Genomic DNA, 18,420 nt, shown 5'->3' on the forward strand with positions numbered 1-18,420 from the left:
CCATGCATGCAATCAGCCAGATTCGACTAACATTCAATCAGGATCGCCCGGATCTACATGACGACGATTCCGCAGGCATTGCTGTTCAGGAAGCAAAGCCTACGTTGCAGGCGCCACCGATGTACAAGGTGGTTTTGTTCAACGATGACTACACACCGATGGATTTCGTCGTCGAAGTGCTCGAGGTGTTTTTTAACCTGAATCGCGAGCTGGCGACCAAGGTCATGCTGGCCGTTCATACAGAGGGACGGGCAGTGTGTGGAGTGTTTACCCGCGATATCGCCGAAACAAAGGCCATGCAGGTCAACCAGTACGCCCGGGAAAGCCAGCATCCGCTACTCTGTGAAATCGAGAAGGACGGTTAACGCCGACCACTTGGGTATGAGGTGAAGCCATGTTAAACCGCGAGCTCGAAGTCACCCTCAATCTAGCCTTCAAGGAGGCCCGTTCGAAGCGTCATGAGTTCATGACCGTCGAGCACCTGCTGCTGGCCCTACTGGATAACGAGGCTGCCGCCACCGTTTTGCGTGCCTGTGGCGCGAACCTCGATAAACTCAAGCATGATCTGCAGGAGTTCATTGACTCCACCACGCCATTGATCCCTGTCCATGACGAGGATCGCGAAACCCAGCCAACTCTGGGCTTCCAGCGTGTCCTGCAACGTGCTGTCTTTCATGTGCAGAGCTCGGGCAAGCGTGAAGTCACCGGTGCCAACGTGCTGGTCGCCATCTTCAGCGAGCAGGAAAGCCAGGCGGTCTTCCTGCTCAAGCAGCAGAGCGTTGCCCGTATAGATGTCGTCAACTACATCGCCCATGGCATTTCCAAGGTGCCGGGGCATGGCGATCATTCCGAAGGTGAACAGGATATGCAGGACGAGGAGGGTGGTGAGTCTTCTTCTTCGGGCAATCCGCTGGATGCCTATGCCAGCAACCTGAACGAACTGGCGCGCCAGGGGCGTATCGATCCGTTGGTCGGGCGCGAAGTCGAGGTCGAGCGCGTTGCGCAGATCCTGGCCCGGCGTCGCAAGAACAACCCGTTGCTGGTGGGCGAGGCGGGCGTGGGTAAAACCGCGATTGCCGAAGGCCTGGCCAAGCGCATCGTCGACAACCAGGTGCCGGACCTGCTGGCCAACAGCGTGGTGTATTCCCTCGACCTGGGTGCCCTGCTGGCCGGTACCAAGTACCGCGGCGATTTCGAGAAGCGCTTCAAGGCACTGCTGGGTGAGTTGAAGAAACGTCCGCAGGCGATCCTGTTCATTGACGAGATCCACACCATCATCGGTGCGGGCGCCGCATCCGGCGGGGTCATGGATGCCTCGAACCTGCTCAAGCCGCTGCTGTCGTCGGGCGATATCCGTTGCATCGGGTCGACTACCTTCCAGGAGTTCCGCGGGATCTTCGAGAAGGACCGTGCCCTGGCCCGGCGCTTCCAGAAAGTCGACGTCTCGGAGCCTTCGGTGGAAGACACCATCGGTATCCTGCGCGGCCTGAAGGGGCGGTTCGAGCTGCACCACAGTATCGAATACAGCGATGAAGCCCTGCGGGCCGCGGCCGAGTTGGCCTCGCGCTACATCAATGACCGGCACATGCCGGACAAGGCCATCGACGTGATCGACGAAGCAGGTGCCTATCAGCGCCTGCAGCCGGTGGACAAGCGCGTCAAGCGCATCGAAGTGCCTCAAGTCGAGGACATCGTGGCGAAGATCGCACGTATTCCGCCCAAGCACGTCACCAGTTCCGACAAGGAACTGCTGCGTAACCTTGAGCGTGACCTGAAGCTGACGGTGTTCGGCCAGGATGCTGCCATCGACTCGCTGTCGACCGCCATCAAGCTGTCCCGCGCCGGTCTCAAGTCGCCGGACAAGCCGGTCGGTTCCTTCCTGTTCGCCGGTCCCACCGGTGTCGGCAAGACCGAGGCTGCGCGGCAACTGGCCAAGGCGATGGGGATCGAGCTGGTACGCTTCGACATGTCCGAGTACATGGAGCGCCACACCGTATCGCGTCTGATCGGTGCGCCTCCGGGGTATGTCGGGTTCGACCAGGGCGGCCTGCTGACCGAAGCCATCACCAAGCAACCCCACTGCGTGCTGTTGCTCGATGAAATCGAGAAGGCGCATCCGGAAGTCTTCAACCTGCTCCTGCAGGTCATGGACCACGGTACGCTCACCGATAACAACGGGCGCAAGGCGGACTTCCGCAACGTGATCGTGATCATGACCACCAACGCCGGCGCCGAAACCGCGGCGCGTGCTTCGATCGGTTTCACCCATCAGGACCATTCGTCCGATGCGATGGAAGTGATCAAGAAGAGCTTCACGCCTGAGTTCCGCAACCGTCTGGACACCATCATCCAGTTTGGTCGCCTCAGCCATGAGGTCATCAAGAGCGTGGTGGACAAGTTCCTCACCGAACTCCAGGCGCAGCTCGAAGACAAGCGTGTGTTGCTGGAAGTCACCGATGCGGCCCGCAGTTGGCTGGCAGAGGGTGGTTACGATGTGACGATGGGGGCGCGGCCGATGGCTCGCTTGATCCAGGACAAGATCAAGCGTCCGCTGGCCGAGGAAATCCTCTTCGGCGAACTGGCCGAGCATGGCGGTGTGGTCCACATCGACATCAAGGACGGCGAGCTGACCTTCGACTTCGAAACCACGGCCGAAATGGCCTGATCGTCAGGTGTAACAAAGCAGAAGGCGCCGAAAGGCGCCTTTTTGCTGTCTGGTTACTCGTATTCACCGCCGCCCCCTGTGGGAGCGAGCCTGCTCGCGATAGCGTCGACACATTCAACATTAATGCAAGCTGACCCACCGCCATCGCGAGCAGGCTCGCTCCCACAGGGGATCTGCGTGGTTATCAAATCCCGGGCAAACAAAAACGCCCGGTATCAGCCGGGCGTTTTGTATTGACCTGTTAGCGAGCGCGGTAAGTGATGCGCCCTTTGCTCAAGTCATAGGGCGTCAGCTCGACGCGCACTTTGTCGCCGGTAAGAATACGAATGTAGTTCTTGCGCATCTTGCCGGAGATGTGCGCGGTAACGACGTGCCCATTTTCCAACTCCACGCGAAACATGGTGTTGGGCAGGGTGTCGACGACAGTGCCTTCCATTTCGAAGCTGTCTTCTTTCGACATGCAGTAAAGCCCTCGGTGTCCAGTGAATGGCCCGGTGCAACTGCGCCAGGCAAAAGCGGCGTGCATTGTGCCCGAAAAAGGGGGGGCAAGCCAAGGGGTTCTGGTGTCCTGTCTCAGGCTCCGCCAAAAATGAACGGCTTGTTTCCGAGGCAGGACACTAGCTGAGGACAACCCAACGCTGGTTAACCAGCAGTTCAATCGGCCGATACTGGGTCTTGTAGTTCATTTTCTTGCAGTTCTTGATCCAGTAGCCCAGGTACACCGCTTCCAGGCCCAGGCGTCGTGCTTCGTTGATCTGCCAGAGGATGGCATAGCGCCCCAGGCTGCGCCGTTCTTCGTCTGGCTCATAGAAGGTGTACACCGCCGAAAGTCCGTTGGGCAGCAAGTCCGTCACGGCAATCGCCACCAGTCGTCCTTCGAGGCGGAATTCATAGAAGCGGGAAAAGGGCAGGTCGCGCACCAGGAAGGTCGAGAACTGATCGCGGCTCGGCGGGTACATGTCGCCGTCGGCATGGCGCTGCTCGATGTAGCGCTGGTACAGGTCGAAATACTCTTCGCTGAACTGTGGCTTGGCCGGCCGGACCTGGAGATCGGCGTTGCGCTTGAAAATGCGTTTCTGCTGGCGGTCGGGGGTGAATTGCGCCACGGGAATGCGCGCCGGCACACACGCATTGCAATGCTGGCAATGGGGCCGGTAGAGATGATCGCCACTGCGCCGAAAGCCCATTTCCGACAGGTCTGCGTAGACATGCACATCCATGGGCTGGCTAGGGTCGAGGAACAGCGTCGTGGCCTGCTCTTCGGGCAGATAACTGCAAGAGTGAGGTTGAGTGGCATAAAACTTCAAGCGCGCCAACTCGGTCATGATCAACCCTCGGGATAAGCTTTGGATTAAGTGTAAGCCACTGGGGCAAATGTCGCTCAGCAAACCCAGGTTGCGTGGTTGGGCTGGTCCAGGTGCGCCTTGAGGTAGCCGGCAAATGCCGTGCGCGCGATCGATCGCGCGCCCAGGCTGTGCAGGTGCTCGGTGGGCATCTGACAGTCTATCAGCACAAAACCGGCCGCCTTGAGGTGTTGGACCAGGGTGGCGAAGCCGAATTTCGACGCGTTGTCGGCCCGGCTGAACATGGATTCGCCGAAAAACAATTGGCCCATCGCCAGGCCATACAGGCCGCCCACCAGCAACCCTTGGTCCCAGACCTCCACCGAATGGGCGTAACCGCGCCGATGCAGCTCCAGATAGGCGGTTTGCATGGCTTCGGTGATCCAGGTGCCTTCAGCATACGCCCGCGGTGCGGCGCAGGCCTGGATGACCGCGGCGAAGTCCTTGTCGAACGTCACTTCATAGCGCTGCTTGCGCAGGAGCTTGCCCAGGCTGCGCGAGACGTGCAGTTCGTCGGGAAACAACACCGTGCGAGGGTCGGGAGACCACCACAGGATCGGTTGTCCCTCGGAAAACCAGGGAAAACAGCCATGGCGATAGGCCTGGATCAGCCGGTCCGCAGACAGATCGCCACCGGCGGCCAGCAAGCCATTGGGATCGCGCATGGCTTTTTCCAGGGGAGGAAAGTCGAATGTGTTGCGTTGTAACCACGTCAGCATTGTTGTCCGAACTTGCAGAAGGGGAGGGCGGTGTGGCGAGGGGGTGAAGCCCCTCGCCATGAGCACTGGTTCGAAGATTAACCGTCAAACGGCCGGAATGTCATCGAGATACTTCTCCGCATCCAGCGCGGCCATGCAGCCGGCGCCGGCCGAGGTAATGGCCTGGCGATACACGTGGTCGGCCACGTCGCCAGCCGCGAATACGCCTTCGATATCGGTGGCGGTGGCGTTGCCTTCGCTGCCGCCGCGCACCAGCAGGTAGCCGTCGCGCATGCTCAACTGGCCCTGGAACAAATCGGTATTGGGCTTGTGGCCGATGGCGATGAATACCCCGGCCAATTGCAAGGTGCTGGTTTCGCCGCTCTGGCTGTTGCGCAGGCGCGCGCCGGTCACGCCGCTGGCATCTCCCAGCACCTCGTCGAGGTTTTGGTTCCAGTGCAGCCTTATGTTGCCGTTGGCGGCCTTTTCGAAGAGCTTGTCCTGCAGTATTTTTTCCGAGCGCAGCTTGTCCCGGCGGTGAATTAAATGCACCTCCCGGGCAATGTTCGAGAGGTACAGGGCCTCTTCTACCGCGGTGTTGCCACCGCCGACCACGGCCACCACCTGGTTGCGGTAAAAGAATCCGTCGCAGGTTGCGCAGGCGGAAACGCCCTTGCCGGAGAAGGTTTCCTCCGACGGCAGGCCCAGGTACTGGGCTGAGGCGCCGGTGGCGATGATCAAGGCATCGCAGGTGTAGGTGCCGCTGTCGCCGATGAGCTCGAACGGGCGCTGCTGCAACTTGGCGGTGTGGATATGGTCGTAGACGATCTGCGTGTCGAAGCGCTCGGCGTGGCGTTGCATGCGCTCCATCAGGACCGGGCCGGTCAGCCCTTCGACGTCGCCGGGCCAGTTGTCGACTTCGACCGTGGTGGTGAGCTGGCCACCGGCCTGTATGCCGGTAATGACAACGGGTTTAAGGTTGGCTCGGGCGGCGTAGACCGCTGCGCTGTACCCTGCGGGGCCGGAGCCGAGAATGATCAGGCGTGAATGCTTCACTTCGTTCATAAAAACACCTCATAAGCCTTTGTCACAAAAGACAATGCATGGTCCAATTGGCGCTTGTGCGACCTGTTTCCGGCGACCCTGTCGCCCGGCGTGCGGGCAATGCCTTGGCGCCGACAAACCCGTACAATGCTTGAGTGTTGAACGCAGGATGGGCTAAAGATCAACATCTTCGGCAACACCTGCGGTTTTCCGGACGCACCTCTCAGTGGTAAAAGTAGTACCGGTTGTGCACATTCACTTTTTTACCTGCTTGTAATGAGCAGTTTTTTATAGTCATTCAACAGATGGACGCGCCGTTGGCGCAGGAAAAGAAGCGTTTTGAAGAAATCCACCGCAGCACCTAAAACAGTCGTTCCGCTCTGGCGCCAGCAATTGCACTACCGGCTCAAGGAAGGTGCATTGATCGCCATCGGCGCCTTGTGCCTGTTCCTGATGATGGCCTTGCTGACCTATGGCAAGGACGATCCGGGTTGGAGCCATAACAGCAAGATCGACGACGTGCAGAACTTCGGCGGTCCGGCCGGTTCCTACAGCGCCGATATCCTGTTCATGGTGCTGGGTTATTTCGCCTATATCTTTCCGCTGTTGCTGGCGATCAAGGCCTACCAGATCTTTCGCCAGCGCCACGAGCCATGGCAGTGGAGCGGCTGGCTGTTTTCCTGGCGGCTGATCGGCCTGGTGTTCCTGGTGCTGTCGGGGGCCGCGTTGGCCCATATCCATTTCCATGCCCCCACCGGCCTGCCGGCCGGGGCGGGTGGCGCCCTGGGGGAAAGCCTCGGCGACCTGGCCAGGAACGCCCTGAACATCCAGGGCAGCACGTTGTTGTTCATCGCCCTGTTCCTGTTTGGCCTGACGGTGTTCACCGACCTGTCGTGGTTCAAGGTCATGGACGTCACCGGCAAGATCACCCTCGACCTGATCGAACTGATCCAGGGCGCTGTGAATCGCTGGTGGGCGGCGCGCACCGAGCGCAAGCAACTGGTGGCGCAACTGCGTGAAGTGGACGACCGGGTCCATGACGTGGTGGCCCCGACCGTGCCCGACAAGCGCGAGCAGGCCAAGGTCAAGGAACGCCTGATCGAGCGCGAGCAGGCCTTGAGCAAGCACATGTCCGAGCGCGAGAAGCAGGTGCCGCCGGTCATTACCATGGCGCCGGCCAAGCCGCCTGAGCCGAGCAAGCGCGTGCAGAAGGAAAAACAGGTACCGCTGTTCGTCGACAGCGCGGTGGAAGGCACCTTGCCGCCGATTTCGATCCTCGACCCGGCGGAAAAGAAACAGCTCAATTATTCTCCCGAATCCCTGGCGGCCGTCGGTCATCTGCTGGAGATCAAGCTCAAGGAGTTCGGTGTCGAGGTGTCGGTGGATTCGATTCACCCGGGCCCGGTCATCACCCGTTACGAAATCCAGCCGGCCGCCGGCGTGAAAGTCAGTCGCATCGCCAACCTCGCCAAGGACCTGGCGCGTTCGCTGGCCGTGACCAGCGTGCGGGTGGTGGAAGTGATTCCCGGCAAGACCACCGTGGGTATCGAGATTCCCAACGAAGACCGGCAGATCGTGCGCTTCTCCGAAGTGCTGTCGACCCCCGAGTACGACAACCACAAATCCCCGGTCACCCTGGCCCTGGGCCACGACATCGGCGGCAAGCCGGTCATCACCGACCTGGCGAAGATGCCCCACCTGCTGGTGGCCGGTACCACCGGTTCCGGTAAGTCGGTGGGTGTGAACGCGATGATCCTGTCGATCCTGTTCAAGTCCGGCCCGGAAGACGCCAAGCTGATCATGATCGACCCGAAGATGCTTGAGTTGTCGATCTACGAAGGCATCCCGCACCTCCTGTGCCCGGTGGTCACCGACATGAAGGACGCCGCCAACGCCTTGCGCTGGAGCGTTGCCGAGATGGAGCGCCGCTACAAGCTGATGGCCAAGCTGGGGGTGCGCAACCTGTCGGGCTTCAACGCCAAGGTCAAGGAAGCCGAAGAGGCGGGCACGCCACTGACCGACCCGTTGTACCACCGCGAAAACATCCATGACGAAGCGCCGCTGCTGCACAAGCTGCCGACCATCGTGGTGGTGGTGGACGAATTCGCCGACATGATGATGATCGTCGGCAAGAAGGTCGAAGAACTGATCGCCCGTATCGCCCAGAAGGCCCGTGCGGCCGGTATCCACCTGATCCTCGCCACGCAGCGGCCGTCGGTGGACGTGATCACCGGCCTGATCAAGGCCAACATCCCGACCCGCATGGCGTTCCAGGTGTCCAGCAAGATCGACTCGCGGACCATCATCGACCAGGGTGGCGCCGAGCAATTGCTCGGTCACGGTGACATGCTCTACATGCCGCCGGGCACCAGCCTGCCGATCCGGGTACACGGTGCGTTCGTCTCCGACGACGAAGTGCACCGCGTGGTGGAAGCCTGGAAGCTGCGTGGCGCTCCCGAATACAACGACGACATCCTCAACGGCGTCGAAGAAGCCGGTAGCGGTTTCGAGGGCGGTGGCGGCGGTGGCGACGAGGACGCGGAAACCGACGCGCTCTATGACGAGGCGGTGCAGTTCGTCCTGGAAAGCCGCCGGGCATCGATTTCCGCTGTCCAGCGCAAGCTCAAGATCGGCTACAACCGTGCCGCACGCATGATCGAGGCCATGGAAATGGCCGGGGTCGTGACGGCCATGAACACCAATGGTTCGCGCGAAGTGCTGGCGCCGGGCCCGATGCGCGACTAATGACCCGGGCGGCCCTGTAGGCGCCGCTCGCCCCCCACGAATTCATGAGGACTCCCATGCGCCTGATTCGCATGCTGCTGTTGCCCGTACTGGCCCTGACCACCTTGTCGGCCCATGCCGATGAAAAGGACGTGGCTCGCCTGACCCAGCTGTTGGAAACATCCAAGACCCTGACCGCACGCTTTTCCCAACTGACCCTGGACGGCAGCGGCACCCAGTTGCAGGAAACCGCCGGTGACATGGCGCTCCAGCGTCCGGGGCTGTTCTACTGGCACACCGATGCACCGGCCGAGCAGTTGATGGTGTCCGACGGCAAGAAAGTCTCCCTGTGGGACCCGGACCTGGAGCAGGTCACCATCAAGAATCTCGACCAGCGCCTGACCCAGACGCCGGCCTTGTTGTTGTCGGGCGATATTTCCAAGATCAGCCAGAGCTTCGACATCACGGCCAAGGAAGCGGGTGGCGTGATCGACTTCACCCTCAAGCCCAAGACCAAGGACAGCCTGTTCGACAGCCTGCGCCTGTCGTTCCGCAACGGCCTGGTCAATGACATGCAACTGATCGACAGCGTAGGCCAGCGCACCAACATCCTGTTCACCGGGGTCAAGGCCAACGAGCCGATCGCGGCGTCCAAGTTCAAGTTCGACATCCCCAAGGGTGCCGATGTAATCCAGGAATAAACAATAGCTGATTGGAACACAGGACCTGTGGGAGCGAGCCTGCTCGCGATAGCGTCGGGTCAGTCAGCATTGATGTTGAATGTGGTATTGCCATCGCGAGCAGGCTCGCTCCCACAGAGGGATTGTGCTGTTCAAGAGTGTCCAGTGGAGGTTGCATAAGCAGTGATGGACCTGTTTCGAAGCGCCCCGATTGCCCAGCCATTGGCCGCCCGCCTGCGCGCGACCAACCTGGATGAGTACGTCGGCCAGGAGCACGTGCTGGCCAGGGGCAAGCCCCTGCGCGAAGCCCTGGAGCAGGGTGCGCTGCATTCGATGATCTTCTGGGGGCCGCCGGGCGTGGGCAAGACCACCCTGGCCCGGTTGCTGGCGGAAGTCTCCGACGCGCATTTCGAAACGGTCTCGGCGGTGCTGGCCGGGGTCAAGGAGATCCGCCAGGCGGTGGAAGTCGCCAAGCAGCAGGCCGGGCAGTACGGCAAGCGCACCATTCTGTTCGTCGACGAAGTGCACCGCTTCAACAAGTCCCAGCAGGACGCGTTCCTGCCGTATGTCGAAGACGGCACGCTGATCTTCATCGGCGCGACCACCGAAAACCCTTCCTTCGAACTCAACAACGCCTTGCTGTCCCGGGCGCGGGTCTATGTGCTCAAGAGCCTCGACGAAGCGGCGATGCGCAAGCTGGTGCACCGGGCGCTGACCGAAGAGCGCGGCCTGGGCAAGCGCAAGCTGAGCCTCAGCGACGAAGGCTTCCAGATCCTGTGTTCAGCCGCCGATGGCGATGGCCGCCGCTTGCTCAACTTGTTGGAGAACGCTTCGGACCTGGCCGAGGACGACAGCGAGATCGGCGTCGAGCTGCTGCAAAGCCTGTTGGGCGACACCCGGCGGCGTTTCGACAAGGGCGGCGAGGCGTTCTACGACCAGATCTCGGCGCTGCACAAGTCCATACGCGGCTCCAACCCCGACGCGGCCCTGTACTGGTTTGCCCGGATGATCGACGGTGGCTGCGATCCGTTGTACCTCGCGCGGCGGGTGGTGCGCATGGCCAGCGAGGACATCGGCAATGCCGATCCTCGGGCCCTGAGTCTGTGCCTGGCGGCGTGGGACGTGCAGGAGCGCCTGGGCAGCCCCGAAGGCGAGCTCGCCGTGGCCCAGGCCATCACGTACCTGGCCTGCGCGCCGAAAAGCAACGCGGTGTACCTGGGTTTCAAGGCGGCGATGCGCAGCGCCACCGAACATGGCTCCCTCGAAGTGCCGCTGCACCTGCGCAATGCGCCGACCAAGCTCATGAAGCAGCTGGGCTATGGCGAAGAATACCGTTACGCCCACGATGAGCCGGATGCCTACGCCGCCGGCGAAGATTATTTTCCCGAAGCACTCGAACCGCAGTCGTTCTATCAGCCGGTGCCCCGTGGCCTGGAGCTGAAGATCGGCGAGAAGCTCAACCACCTGGCGCAACTGGACCGACTGAGTCCACGGCAGCGGAGAAAGCCTTGATCCCCCTGATACTTGCAGTTTCCGCTGGCGGCGTTGCCGGCACCCTGGCGCGTTTCGCCGCCGGCAATTGGGTCAACGCAAATTGGCCCCGGCACTTCTATACCGCGACGCTGACCGTTAATATCGTGGGCTGTCTGCTGATCGGCGTTCTATACGGTCTGTTCCTGATTCGCCCCGAGGTGCCTGTCGAAGTGCGCGCGGGGCTGATCGTCGGCTTCCTTGGCGGCCTGACGACCTTTTCGTCCTTTTCACTGGATACGGTGCGCCTGCTGGAAAGCGGGCAGGTGCCGCTGGCCCTGGGCTATGCGGCTGCCAGCGTATTCGGCGGGCTGCTCGCCACCTGGGCCGGCCTGTCCCTGACCAAACTTATCTAAACGAGAGACCGACATGCTCGATTCCAAACTGTTACGCAGCAACCTTCAGGACGTAGCGGACCGCCTGGCGTCCCGTGGCTTCGCCCTGGACGTCGCGCGCATCGAAGCGCTGGAAGAGCAGCGCAAGACCGTCCAGACCCAGACTGAAAAGCTGCAGGCCGAGCGTAATGCGATCTCCAAGAGCATCGGCCAGGCCAAGCAGCGCGGTGAAGACATCGCGCCGTTGATGGCGAACGTCGAGAGCATGGGCACCGAGCTCAACAACGGCAAGGCGGCCCTGGACAAGATCCAGTCCGAACTGGATTCGATCCTGCTGGGCATCCCGAACCTGCCTCACGAGTCGGTGCCGGTCGGTGAAGACGAAGAGGGCAACGTCGAAGTCCGTCGCTGGGGCACGCCAACAGCGTTCGATTTCCCGGTGCAGGACCACGTGGCCCTGGGCGAGAAGTTCGGCTGGCTGGACTTCGAAACCGCCGCCAAGCTGTCCGGCGCCCGTTTTGCCTTGCTGCGCGGACCGATTGCCCGCCTGCACCGCGCCCTGGCCCAGTTCATGATCAACCTGCACGTCACCGAGCACGGTTACGAGGAAGCCTACACCCCGTACCTGGTCCAGGCCCCGGCCCTGCAAGGCACCGGCCAGTTGCCGAAGTTCGAGGAAGACCTGTTCAAGATCGGCCGCGACGGCGAAGCCGACCTGTACCTGATCCCGACGGCGGAAGTGTCGCTGACCAACATCGTCGCCGGCGAGATCGTCGACGCCAAGCAACTGCCGATCAAATTCGTTGCCCATACGCCGTGCTTCCGCAGTGAAGCCGGGGCGTCGGGACGCGATACCCGCGGCATGATCCGCCAGCACCAGTTCGACAAGGTCGAGATGGTGCAGATCGTCGAACCGGCAAAGTCCATGGAAGCCCTGGAAAGCCTGACCGCCAACGCCGAGAAGGTCCTGCAACTGCTGGAGCTGCCGTATCGGACCCTGGCCCTGTGCACCGGCGACATGGGCTTCAGCGCGGTCAAGACCTACGACCTGGAAGTGTGGATTCCGAGCCAGGACAAGTACCGCGAGATTTCGTCGTGCTCCAACTGCGGTGATTTCCAGGCCCGTCGCATGCAGGCGCGTTTCCGCAACCCTGAAACCGGCAAGCCGGAATTGGTCCACACCCTCAATGGCTCTGGCCTGGCGGTGGGCCGTACCCTGGTGGCCGTGCTGGAAAACTACCAGCAGGCCGACGGTTCGATCCGTGTGCCCGAGGTGTTGAAGCCGTACATGGGCGGCATCGAGGTCATCGGCTAAATGGACTATCTGCCACTGTTCCATAACCTGCGCGGCAGCCGCGTGCTGGTGGTCGGCGGCGGGGAGATTGCCTTGCGCAAGTCCCGCCTGCTGGCCGACGCCGGTGCGTTGCTGCGGGTGGTCGCACCCGAGATCGAGCCGCAACTGCGGGATCTGGTCAGTGGCAGCGGAGGCGAATGCGTCCTGCGCGGTTACCTCGAAACGGACCTGGACGGTTGCGGGTTGATCATCGCCGCCACCGACGACGAAACCCTTAATGCCCGGGTATCGGCCGACGCCCACAAGCGTTGTGTGCCGGTCAATGTGGTGGACGCGCCGGCGCTGTGCAGCGTGATCTTCCCGGCCATCGTCGACCGCTCGCCACTGGTGATCGCGGTGTCCAGCGGCGGCGATGCGCCGGTGCTGGCAAGGCTGATCCGGGCCAAGCTGGAAACCTGGATTCCCTCGACCTACGGGCAACTGGCGGGTCTGGCGGCGAAGTTTCGCGGCCAGGTCAAGCGGCTGTTCCCGGATGTGCAACAACGCCGGGCGTTTTGGGAGGATGTATTCCAGGGCCCTATCGCCGACCGCCAATTGGCCGGGCAGGGCGCCGAAGCCGAGCGCCTGCTGCGGGAGAAAATCGCCGGCCAGGCGCCGCACGCACCAGGTGAGGTCTATCTGGTGGGGGCCGGGCCGGGTGATCCCGATCTGCTGACCTTCCGCGCCTTGCGCTTGATGCAGCAGGCCGATGTGGTGCTGTACGACCGTCTCGTCGCGCCCGCGATCCTTGAGCTATGCCGGCGTGACGCCGAGCGGGTCTACGTCGGCAAGCGCCGCGCCGAGCATGCCGTGCCCCAGGACCAGATCAACCAGCAGTTGGTCGAGTTGGCCCGGCAAGGCAAGCGGGTGGTGCGCCTCAAAGGCGGCGATCCGTTCATCTTCGGGCGCGGCGGTGAGGAGATCGAAGAGCTGGCGGCCCAGGGCATTCCGTTCCAGGTCGTCCCGGGCATCACCGCGGCCAGTGGGTGCGCGGCGTACGCCGGCATTCCGCTGACCCATCGCGACTACGCCCAGTCGGTGCGTTTCATCACCGGCCATCTCAAGGACGGCACCACTGATCTGCCATGGGCGGACCTGGTGGCCCCGGCCCAGACCCTGGTGTTCTACATGGGCCTGGTGGGGCTGCCGAGCATCTGCAGCGAGTTGATCAAGCACGGTCGTGCGGCCGATACGCCGGCGGCGCTGATCCAGCAAGGCACGACATCCAACCAGCGGGTGTTCACCGGCACCCTGGCGGACCTGCCAAAGCTGGTGGCCGAGCATGAGGTCCACGCGCCGACGCTGGTGATCGTCGGGGAAGTGGTGCAACTGCGCGAGAAGCTGGCGTGGTTTGAAGGGGCTCAGGGGCAGGTCTAGAAAGACCGCGTCGCCTTCAATCGCGAGCAGGCTCGCTCCCACATTGGACTGTGTGTAACCAGGAACTTATGGTTGTACCCAGATCCCTTGTGGGAGCGAGCCTGCTCGCGATGAGGCCTTTAGATCCACTTCAAGTCCTGGATCAGTCCCCGCCCCAGATCCCTTTCCCCACCCATCGCGCCCGATCATGGGCCCCATTGAAATCCTGCTCCGGTCCCTTGGGCACGATCCCGTTGGGATTGATGGTCTTGTGGCTGCCGTAGTAATGCCGCTGGATGTGGGTGAAATCCACCGTCTCGGCAATGCCCGGCCATTGGTACAGCTCCCGCAGCCAGTTCGACAGGTTCGGGTAGTCGGCGATGCGCCGCAGGTTGCATTTGAAGTGGCCGAAATACACCGCGTCGAAACGGATCATGGTGGTGAACAGGCGGATATCCGCTTCGGTCAGGTATTCGCCGGCCAGGTAACGTTGTAAGCCCAGCAGTGCATCCAACCGGTCGAGTTCGGCGAACAACTGGTCGAACGCTTCTTCGTAAGCCTGTTGGCTGGTGGCGAACCCGGCACGGTAGACGCCGTTGTTCACCGCCGGATAGATCCGTTCGTTCAGCGCATCGATCTTGCTGCGCAGGTGTTCGGGATACAGGTCCAGGTGGTTGCCGGTCAGGCCGTTGAAGGCACTGTTGAACATGCGGATGATTTCCGCCGATTCGTTATTCACGATGCGCTGTTGGCGCTTGTCCCACAACGCCGGTACGGTGACGCGGCCGGTGTAGTCCGGCGTGTCGGCGGTGTAGCGCTGGTGCAGGAAGCGCAGGTTGTCCAGTTTGTCGCCGGTGGAGCCGTGGGCCTTGTCGAAGGTCCAGCCGTTTTCCAGCATCAGGTAGCTGACCACCGAGACATCGATCAGGCCTTCCAGGCCCTTGAGCTTGCGGTAAATCAGGGTGCGATGGGCCCAGGGGCAGGCCAGGGACACATACAAGTGGTAGCGCCCTGCCTCGGCGGCAAAGCCACTCTCGCCCGAGGGGCCGGCGCTGCCGTCGGCGGTGATCCAGTGACGGCGCTGCGCCTGTTCTCGCTGGAAGGTGCCGTCCTTGCTTTCATACCACTGATCTTGCCAGCGGCCTTCGACTAACAAACCCATCTCGATCTCCTCGGCCAATAAACGTTGGAGGTGAGTCTATTCCGATAGGTTCGAACAAAAAGCGCAAAGGTTGGGCGCTGATCATCGATTAAATCGATCGATCCCGGGTGTCCCAGTACTGCCGGGCCCGCTCGAACGCTTCTTCCCGCGCCAGGCCGAGGCCGCGCAAGGCCAGGGCCATGGTGGCGACCAGCGCCAGTTGCGGATAGCTGTCTGCCACGTCACCGCGCCAGAGGGCTTTCAGGTGTTCGGGGTCGAGGCTTTCCGGCTTGACGTGACGCTGTTGTGACAGCCGTGGCCATTCTTCATCCCAGCTGGCACCGCCGGTGGTGCCATACAGGTGACTGTCGGCATCCGGGTTGATCTCGATTTCACCACCGTCGCCCTTGATCACGATGGCCGTATCCCCCAACAAGCCGCCGGCATCGCGATGCACTGCCTGGTAGCCGGGATGAAAGATACTCTGCAGACCGCACCGGGCCTTCAGCGGGTTGAGGATCCGCGCCAGGGAATGGATCGGCGAGCGCAGGCCCAGGGTGTTGCGCAGGTCGATCATGCGCTGCATCTGGGGGGCCCAGTCCACCAGCGGCATGAAAGCCAGGCCGCCGTTGTCCAGCGCTGTGCCGACCTGCTGCCAGTCACGGCACAGCGGAATCTGCAGAAACCCCAGTAACTGTTCGGTGTAGAGCCGACCCGCCGTATGGGCGCCACCACCGTGCATGAAGATCCGTACGCCGTTCTGGCCGAGGCACTTGGCCGCCAGCAGGTACCAGGGCAGATGACGCTTCTTGCCGGCGTAGGTCGGCCAGTCGAGGTCCACCGCCAACGCCGGGGCATCCAGGCGTGCGCGCAGGGCTTCGGTGAAGCCGGCCATTTCCTCGGCGCTTTCTTCCTTGTGCCGCAACAGCATCAGGAAGGCGCCAAGCTGGGTATCCTCGACCTGTTCGTCGAGCACCATGCCCATGGCTTCGCGGGCTTCTTCCCGGGTCAGATCACGGGCACCGCGCTTGCCTTTGCCCAGGATGCGCACGAACTGGGCGAATGGATGTTCGGCCGGGGTTTCGAGAGTCAGCGATGGAACGTCGGTCATAAGCAATTCGTCGGTTTGGGCAGGCCCGCCAGCTTGGCGGCGAGTTTGGCGGGAGTGCCTTTGAACAGTCGGTTCAGGTGCAGGCTGTTGCCCTTGTCCGCGCCCAGTTTCAGCGCGGTGTATTTGATCAGCGGCCGGGTGGCGGGGGAGAGCTGGAACTCGTCGTAGAAGCCCCGCAGCAGTTCGAGGATTTCCCAGTGCTCGGGGCTCAACTCGATATCTTCGGCGGCGGCCAGGGCCGTGGCTACCTCGACTGACCAGTCGTCCCGGTCGGCCAGGTAGCCGTCCTTGTCCAGCGCGATGGCGCGTTCGCCCACGTTCAGCGCATTCATAGCCAGGTGTTGACCTTGTCATGCTGGATCGACAGTTCGACGAAGGCCGGGTAGTCGATGGCCTTGGCCCAGTCGGGTGCTTGCAAGCCTCGGGCCTGGACATCTTCGGCCAGTGCGAACAGCTTCAGGCCGGCGGACTGTAACCAGGCAAACGGCGCGGTGTCGGGTTGCAAGGCGTAAGTCGCGTCGCCGCACAACAGCAGCGCATCCTCGCCTCCCAGGACCCGCAGGCAACTGGCGAGGCGGTCATCGCCAAAAGGTGAATGGGACAACACATGCAAAGTGGACATCAGAGGGTGATCACCTGGTCGTAACGGTCAATGAGAGCGGTGATATCCGGCGCGGTGAGTACCTTCAGGTCAGCCAGGGCCAGCGCATCGGTGTCGATGCCGCGTTCGGCGGCGCTGTCGGCGCAGACGAAGAGGTCTTCGACGCCGAACATGGGCAATGCCTGCAGGTTAGCGCTCAGGTCTTTCTGCTGGACGGCCCTGGCGTTCTGGCCTGGCAATAGCTGATTTACGCCGTCATCGAGAAACAGCAAACCGATGGGCAGGTCGAACGCCCCACCGGCCAGGACGATGTCCAAGGCTTCCCGGGCGCCGGGGCCCGACCATGGAGACTGGCGGCTGATGAGCAACAGAGACTTGGCCATCATGGACCTCCAAAACAGATCAAGCGGTCGGCATCCTGGATCGCATCGTGCAACTGGCCAAGCCCGGACAGGGCCCAGGGAGCTTCGACGCTCACGGCCGAGCGTTGATAGCGCTGGGCTTCTTCGGCATTCAACACCCCACGGCGCAACGCCGCCGCGATGCAGACCACACCGTCGAGCTGGTGGTCGCTGACAAAGCTGCGCCACTGTTTGGGCAGGTCCTGTTCGTCCTGGGGGGTGACCACGCCGCTGTCGGCGTTGTAGACACCGTCCTGATAGAAAAACAACCGCACGATTTCATGCCCGCCGGCCAGCGCGGCCTGGGCAAACAGCAAGGCACGGCGCGAGGACGGCGCATGAGCAGCGGAGAACAGCGCAATGGCGAACTTCATGGCGGATCCGATCAGCAAAACTGCGGCCATGATAAAGCTTTATGGGCGGAGGGGCGATTGGCACCGCAGGATTGTGAGGACATCCTTGTGGCGAGGGGATTTATCCCCGCTGGGCTGCAACGCAGCCCCTGATCTCAACATCCCGGTGGGTCAGATAGATCGAGTTGGCTGGTTTTGGGGCTGCTGCGCAGCCCAGCGGGGATGAATCCCCTCGCCACAGTGGTTCAGCGGTCACCCGTAAGCCCATGCAACTCGCAATACTCTACCCAACCCATCCCCGCCATCTCTGCCACTTCCCTGTGCACGTCCATCCGCTGCGCCTGGTAATCCTCTGGCGAGGCGGCGGTCAATTGCAGGGTCAGTTCCCAGGCGAACAGGCCCTGGCGCTCGGCCTCGGCTTCGAAGGCTTCATGCAACCGCTCGGCACGGTATTGTTCCGCTGTCTCGCCCTTGGCCTGGGCCAGCAGTGGGTTGAGGTGGTCCAGTTCGGCGCGCAGTTCAGGGTGCTCGTCGAGAAACCTTTCCAACGCCCGCTCATGTTGCTGTTCGGTTGCCGCCATGCTGACTCCCTGGTTGTGACGAAAAGGCGTGACAGGTTGCGCGAATCGTCGTCCGGTGTCGCGCATAAATTTCAGTAAAGCCGCACGAAGACCTGGGGCGCGGTGCTACAGTCCGTTTTTTTCTCGATGAGTGAACGCAATGCGAATGCTGACGGTGGCCCTGGCCGCCACCTTGCTGGCCGGCTGCGCGGGTTCGGCGATGAACCAGGCCCGGTCCCAGGCCCCTTACAAGACACTGGCCTCGGACAAGCCGGAACAGGTCGTGGCCCAGTGTGTGCAGTTTTCCTGGCAGGACGAGGCGGTGTTCGGCGTCGACGCCGGGGCTTACCTGCAACCGAACAAGAAAGGCGGCTCGACGGTGTACACCCGTTCTGCTGAATCCTTTGTCGACCTGGAAACCGGCGCTGCCGGTACGACGTTGAACTACTACGCCAAGCATGACGACTTCATGGCCAAGCGCCGGTTGGCGGCGTTGGCGACTTGCTTGTAAACCGGTAGAGCATCGCGAGCAAGCTCGCTCCCAC

Annotated in this window: 20 protein-coding genes; 9 read left to right on the top strand and 11 right to left on the bottom strand. The window is 62.1% G+C overall.

Going from position 1 to position 18,420, the window contains the following annotated elements; all coding sequences use genetic code 11:
• Positions 1 to 2: 2 nt before the first annotated feature.
• Both clpS and clpA read left to right on the top strand, forming a co-directional pair.
• The gene (clpS, locus tag N005_RS08195; RefSeq protein WP_041023703.1) at positions 3 to 365 is read left to right on the top strand and encodes an ATP-dependent Clp protease adapter ClpS; all 363 of its coding nucleotides are present in this window, start codon (positions 3 to 5) and stop codon (positions 363 to 365) included.
• Positions 366 to 394: 29 nt separating this feature from the next.
• Positions 395 to 2,665 (top strand): ATP-dependent Clp protease ATP-binding subunit ClpA, encoded by a 2,271-nt coding sequence (gene clpA, locus N005_RS08200; protein ID WP_047700717.1) that lies wholly within the window; start codon positions 395 to 397, stop codon positions 2,663 to 2,665.
• 241 nt (positions 2,666 to 2,906) lie between these two features.
• Here the strand turns inward: clpA and infA are convergent, their stop codons facing one another.
• From infA to trxB, 4 genes are all read right to left on the bottom strand, one after another.
• On the bottom strand, positions 2,907 to 3,125 hold the full coding sequence (gene infA / locus N005_RS08205) for a translation initiation factor IF-1 (protein WP_002553999.1): 219 nt from the start codon (positions 3,123 to 3,125) through the stop codon (positions 2,907 to 2,909).
• A gap of 157 nt (positions 3,126 to 3,282) precedes the next feature.
• A complete protein-coding gene (locus N005_RS08210; RefSeq protein WP_047700718.1) occupies positions 3,283 to 3,990 on the bottom strand; it encodes an arginyltransferase in 708 nt (235 codons plus the stop codon).
• A gap of 56 nt (positions 3,991 to 4,046) precedes the next feature.
• The gene (gene aat, locus N005_RS08215; RefSeq protein ID WP_047700719.1) at positions 4,047 to 4,727 is read right to left on the bottom strand and encodes a leucyl/phenylalanyl-tRNA--protein transferase; all 681 of its coding nucleotides are present in this window, start codon (positions 4,725 to 4,727) and stop codon (positions 4,047 to 4,049) included.
• An 84-nt stretch (positions 4,728 to 4,811) separates the two neighbouring features.
• Complete coding sequence (gene trxB, locus N005_RS08220) at positions 4,812 to 5,771, bottom strand: thioredoxin-disulfide reductase (protein WP_047700720.1); 960 nt, start codon at positions 5,769 to 5,771, stop codon at positions 4,812 to 4,814.
• 318 nt (positions 5,772 to 6,089) lie between these two features.
• On the opposite strand from trxB, the gene N005_RS08225 reads away from it, so the two are divergent.
• The 6 genes from N005_RS08225 (at position 6,090) to cysG (ending at position 13,729) form a co-directional block, all read left to right on the top strand.
• Complete coding sequence (locus N005_RS08225) at positions 6,090 to 8,495, top strand: DNA translocase FtsK (RefSeq protein WP_081993234.1); 2,406 nt, start codon at positions 6,090 to 6,092, stop codon at positions 8,493 to 8,495.
• Positions 8,496 to 8,551: 56 nt separating this feature from the next.
• Positions 8,552 to 9,175, top strand: a complete 624-nt coding sequence (lolA, locus tag N005_RS08230) for an outer membrane lipoprotein periplasmic chaperone LolA (protein ID WP_024779296.1) — start codon at positions 8,552 to 8,554, stop codon at positions 9,173 to 9,175.
• Positions 9,176 to 9,340: 165 nt separating this feature from the next.
• Entirely contained in the window at positions 9,341 to 10,666 is a 1,326-nt protein-coding gene (locus N005_RS08235) for a replication-associated recombination protein A (RefSeq protein ID WP_047700722.1), read from the top strand.
• A complete protein-coding gene (crcB, locus tag N005_RS08240) occupies positions 10,663 to 11,040 on the top strand; it encodes a fluoride efflux transporter CrcB (RefSeq protein ID WP_047700723.1) in 378 nt (125 codons plus the stop codon). Before N005_RS08235 ends, crcB begins: the two co-directional genes overlap by 4 nt.
• Positions 11,041 to 11,053: 13 nt before the next feature.
• Positions 11,054 to 12,334 (top strand): serine--tRNA ligase, encoded by a 1,281-nt coding sequence (gene serS, locus N005_RS08245; RefSeq protein ID WP_047700724.1) that lies wholly within the window; start codon positions 11,054 to 11,056, stop codon positions 12,332 to 12,334.
• Entirely contained in the window at positions 12,335 to 13,729 is a 1,395-nt protein-coding gene (gene cysG / locus N005_RS08250; RefSeq protein ID WP_047700725.1) for a siroheme synthase CysG, read from the top strand.
• Between the two features lie 142 nt (positions 13,730 to 13,871).
• Here cysG and N005_RS08255 read toward each other — a convergent pair whose 3' ends face one another.
• The 7 genes from N005_RS08255 to N005_RS08285 all read right to left on the bottom strand — a co-directional run bounded on the left by N005_RS08255 (position 13,872) and on the right by N005_RS08285 (position 17,896).
• A complete protein-coding gene (locus N005_RS08255) occupies positions 13,872 to 14,870 on the bottom strand; it encodes a glutathione S-transferase family protein (RefSeq protein ID WP_047700726.1) in 999 nt (332 codons plus the stop codon).
• Between the two features lie 88 nt (positions 14,871 to 14,958).
• Positions 14,959 to 15,960 carry a glycosyl transferase family protein gene (locus tag N005_RS08260; protein WP_047700727.1) on the bottom strand — a complete coding sequence of 334 codons (1,002 nt, stop codon included), beginning with the start codon at positions 15,958 to 15,960 and terminating at the stop codon, positions 14,959 to 14,961.
• Entirely contained in the window at positions 15,957 to 16,292 is a 336-nt protein-coding gene (locus N005_RS08265) for a TusE/DsrC/DsvC family sulfur relay protein (protein WP_047700728.1), read from the bottom strand. The genes N005_RS08260 and N005_RS08265 overlap by 4 nt, the downstream gene beginning before the upstream one ends.
• The gene (tusB, locus tag N005_RS08270) at positions 16,289 to 16,582 is read right to left on the bottom strand and encodes a sulfurtransferase complex subunit TusB (protein ID WP_047700729.1); all 294 of its coding nucleotides are present in this window, start codon (positions 16,580 to 16,582) and stop codon (positions 16,289 to 16,291) included. The genes N005_RS08265 and tusB overlap by 4 nt, the downstream gene beginning before the upstream one ends.
• Complete coding sequence (tusC, locus tag N005_RS08275; protein ID WP_047700730.1) at positions 16,582 to 16,944, bottom strand: sulfurtransferase complex subunit TusC; 363 nt, start codon at positions 16,942 to 16,944, stop codon at positions 16,582 to 16,584. Before tusC ends, tusB begins: the two co-directional genes overlap by 1 nt.
• Complete coding sequence (tusD, locus tag N005_RS08280) at positions 16,944 to 17,336, bottom strand: sulfurtransferase complex subunit TusD (RefSeq protein WP_047701026.1); 393 nt, start codon at positions 17,334 to 17,336, stop codon at positions 16,944 to 16,946. The genes tusC and tusD overlap by 1 nt, the downstream gene beginning before the upstream one ends.
• Positions 17,337 to 17,560: 224 nt before the next feature.
• Positions 17,561 to 17,896 (bottom strand): DUF6388 family protein, encoded by a 336-nt coding sequence (locus N005_RS08285; RefSeq protein ID WP_047700731.1) that lies wholly within the window; start codon positions 17,894 to 17,896, stop codon positions 17,561 to 17,563.
• Positions 17,897 to 18,035: 139 nt separating this feature from the next.
• Between N005_RS08285 and N005_RS08290 the strand changes: the two genes are divergently transcribed.
• The gene (locus N005_RS08290; RefSeq protein ID WP_047700732.1) at positions 18,036 to 18,386 is read left to right on the top strand and encodes a hypothetical protein; all 351 of its coding nucleotides are present in this window, start codon (positions 18,036 to 18,038) and stop codon (positions 18,384 to 18,386) included.
• Positions 18,387 to 18,420: the final 34 nt, after the last annotated feature.

The organism is Pseudomonas mediterranea CFBP 5447, assembly GCF_000774145.1.
Taxonomy (GTDB): Bacteria; Pseudomonadota; Gammaproteobacteria; order Pseudomonadales; family Pseudomonadaceae; genus Aquipseudomonas; species Aquipseudomonas mediterranea.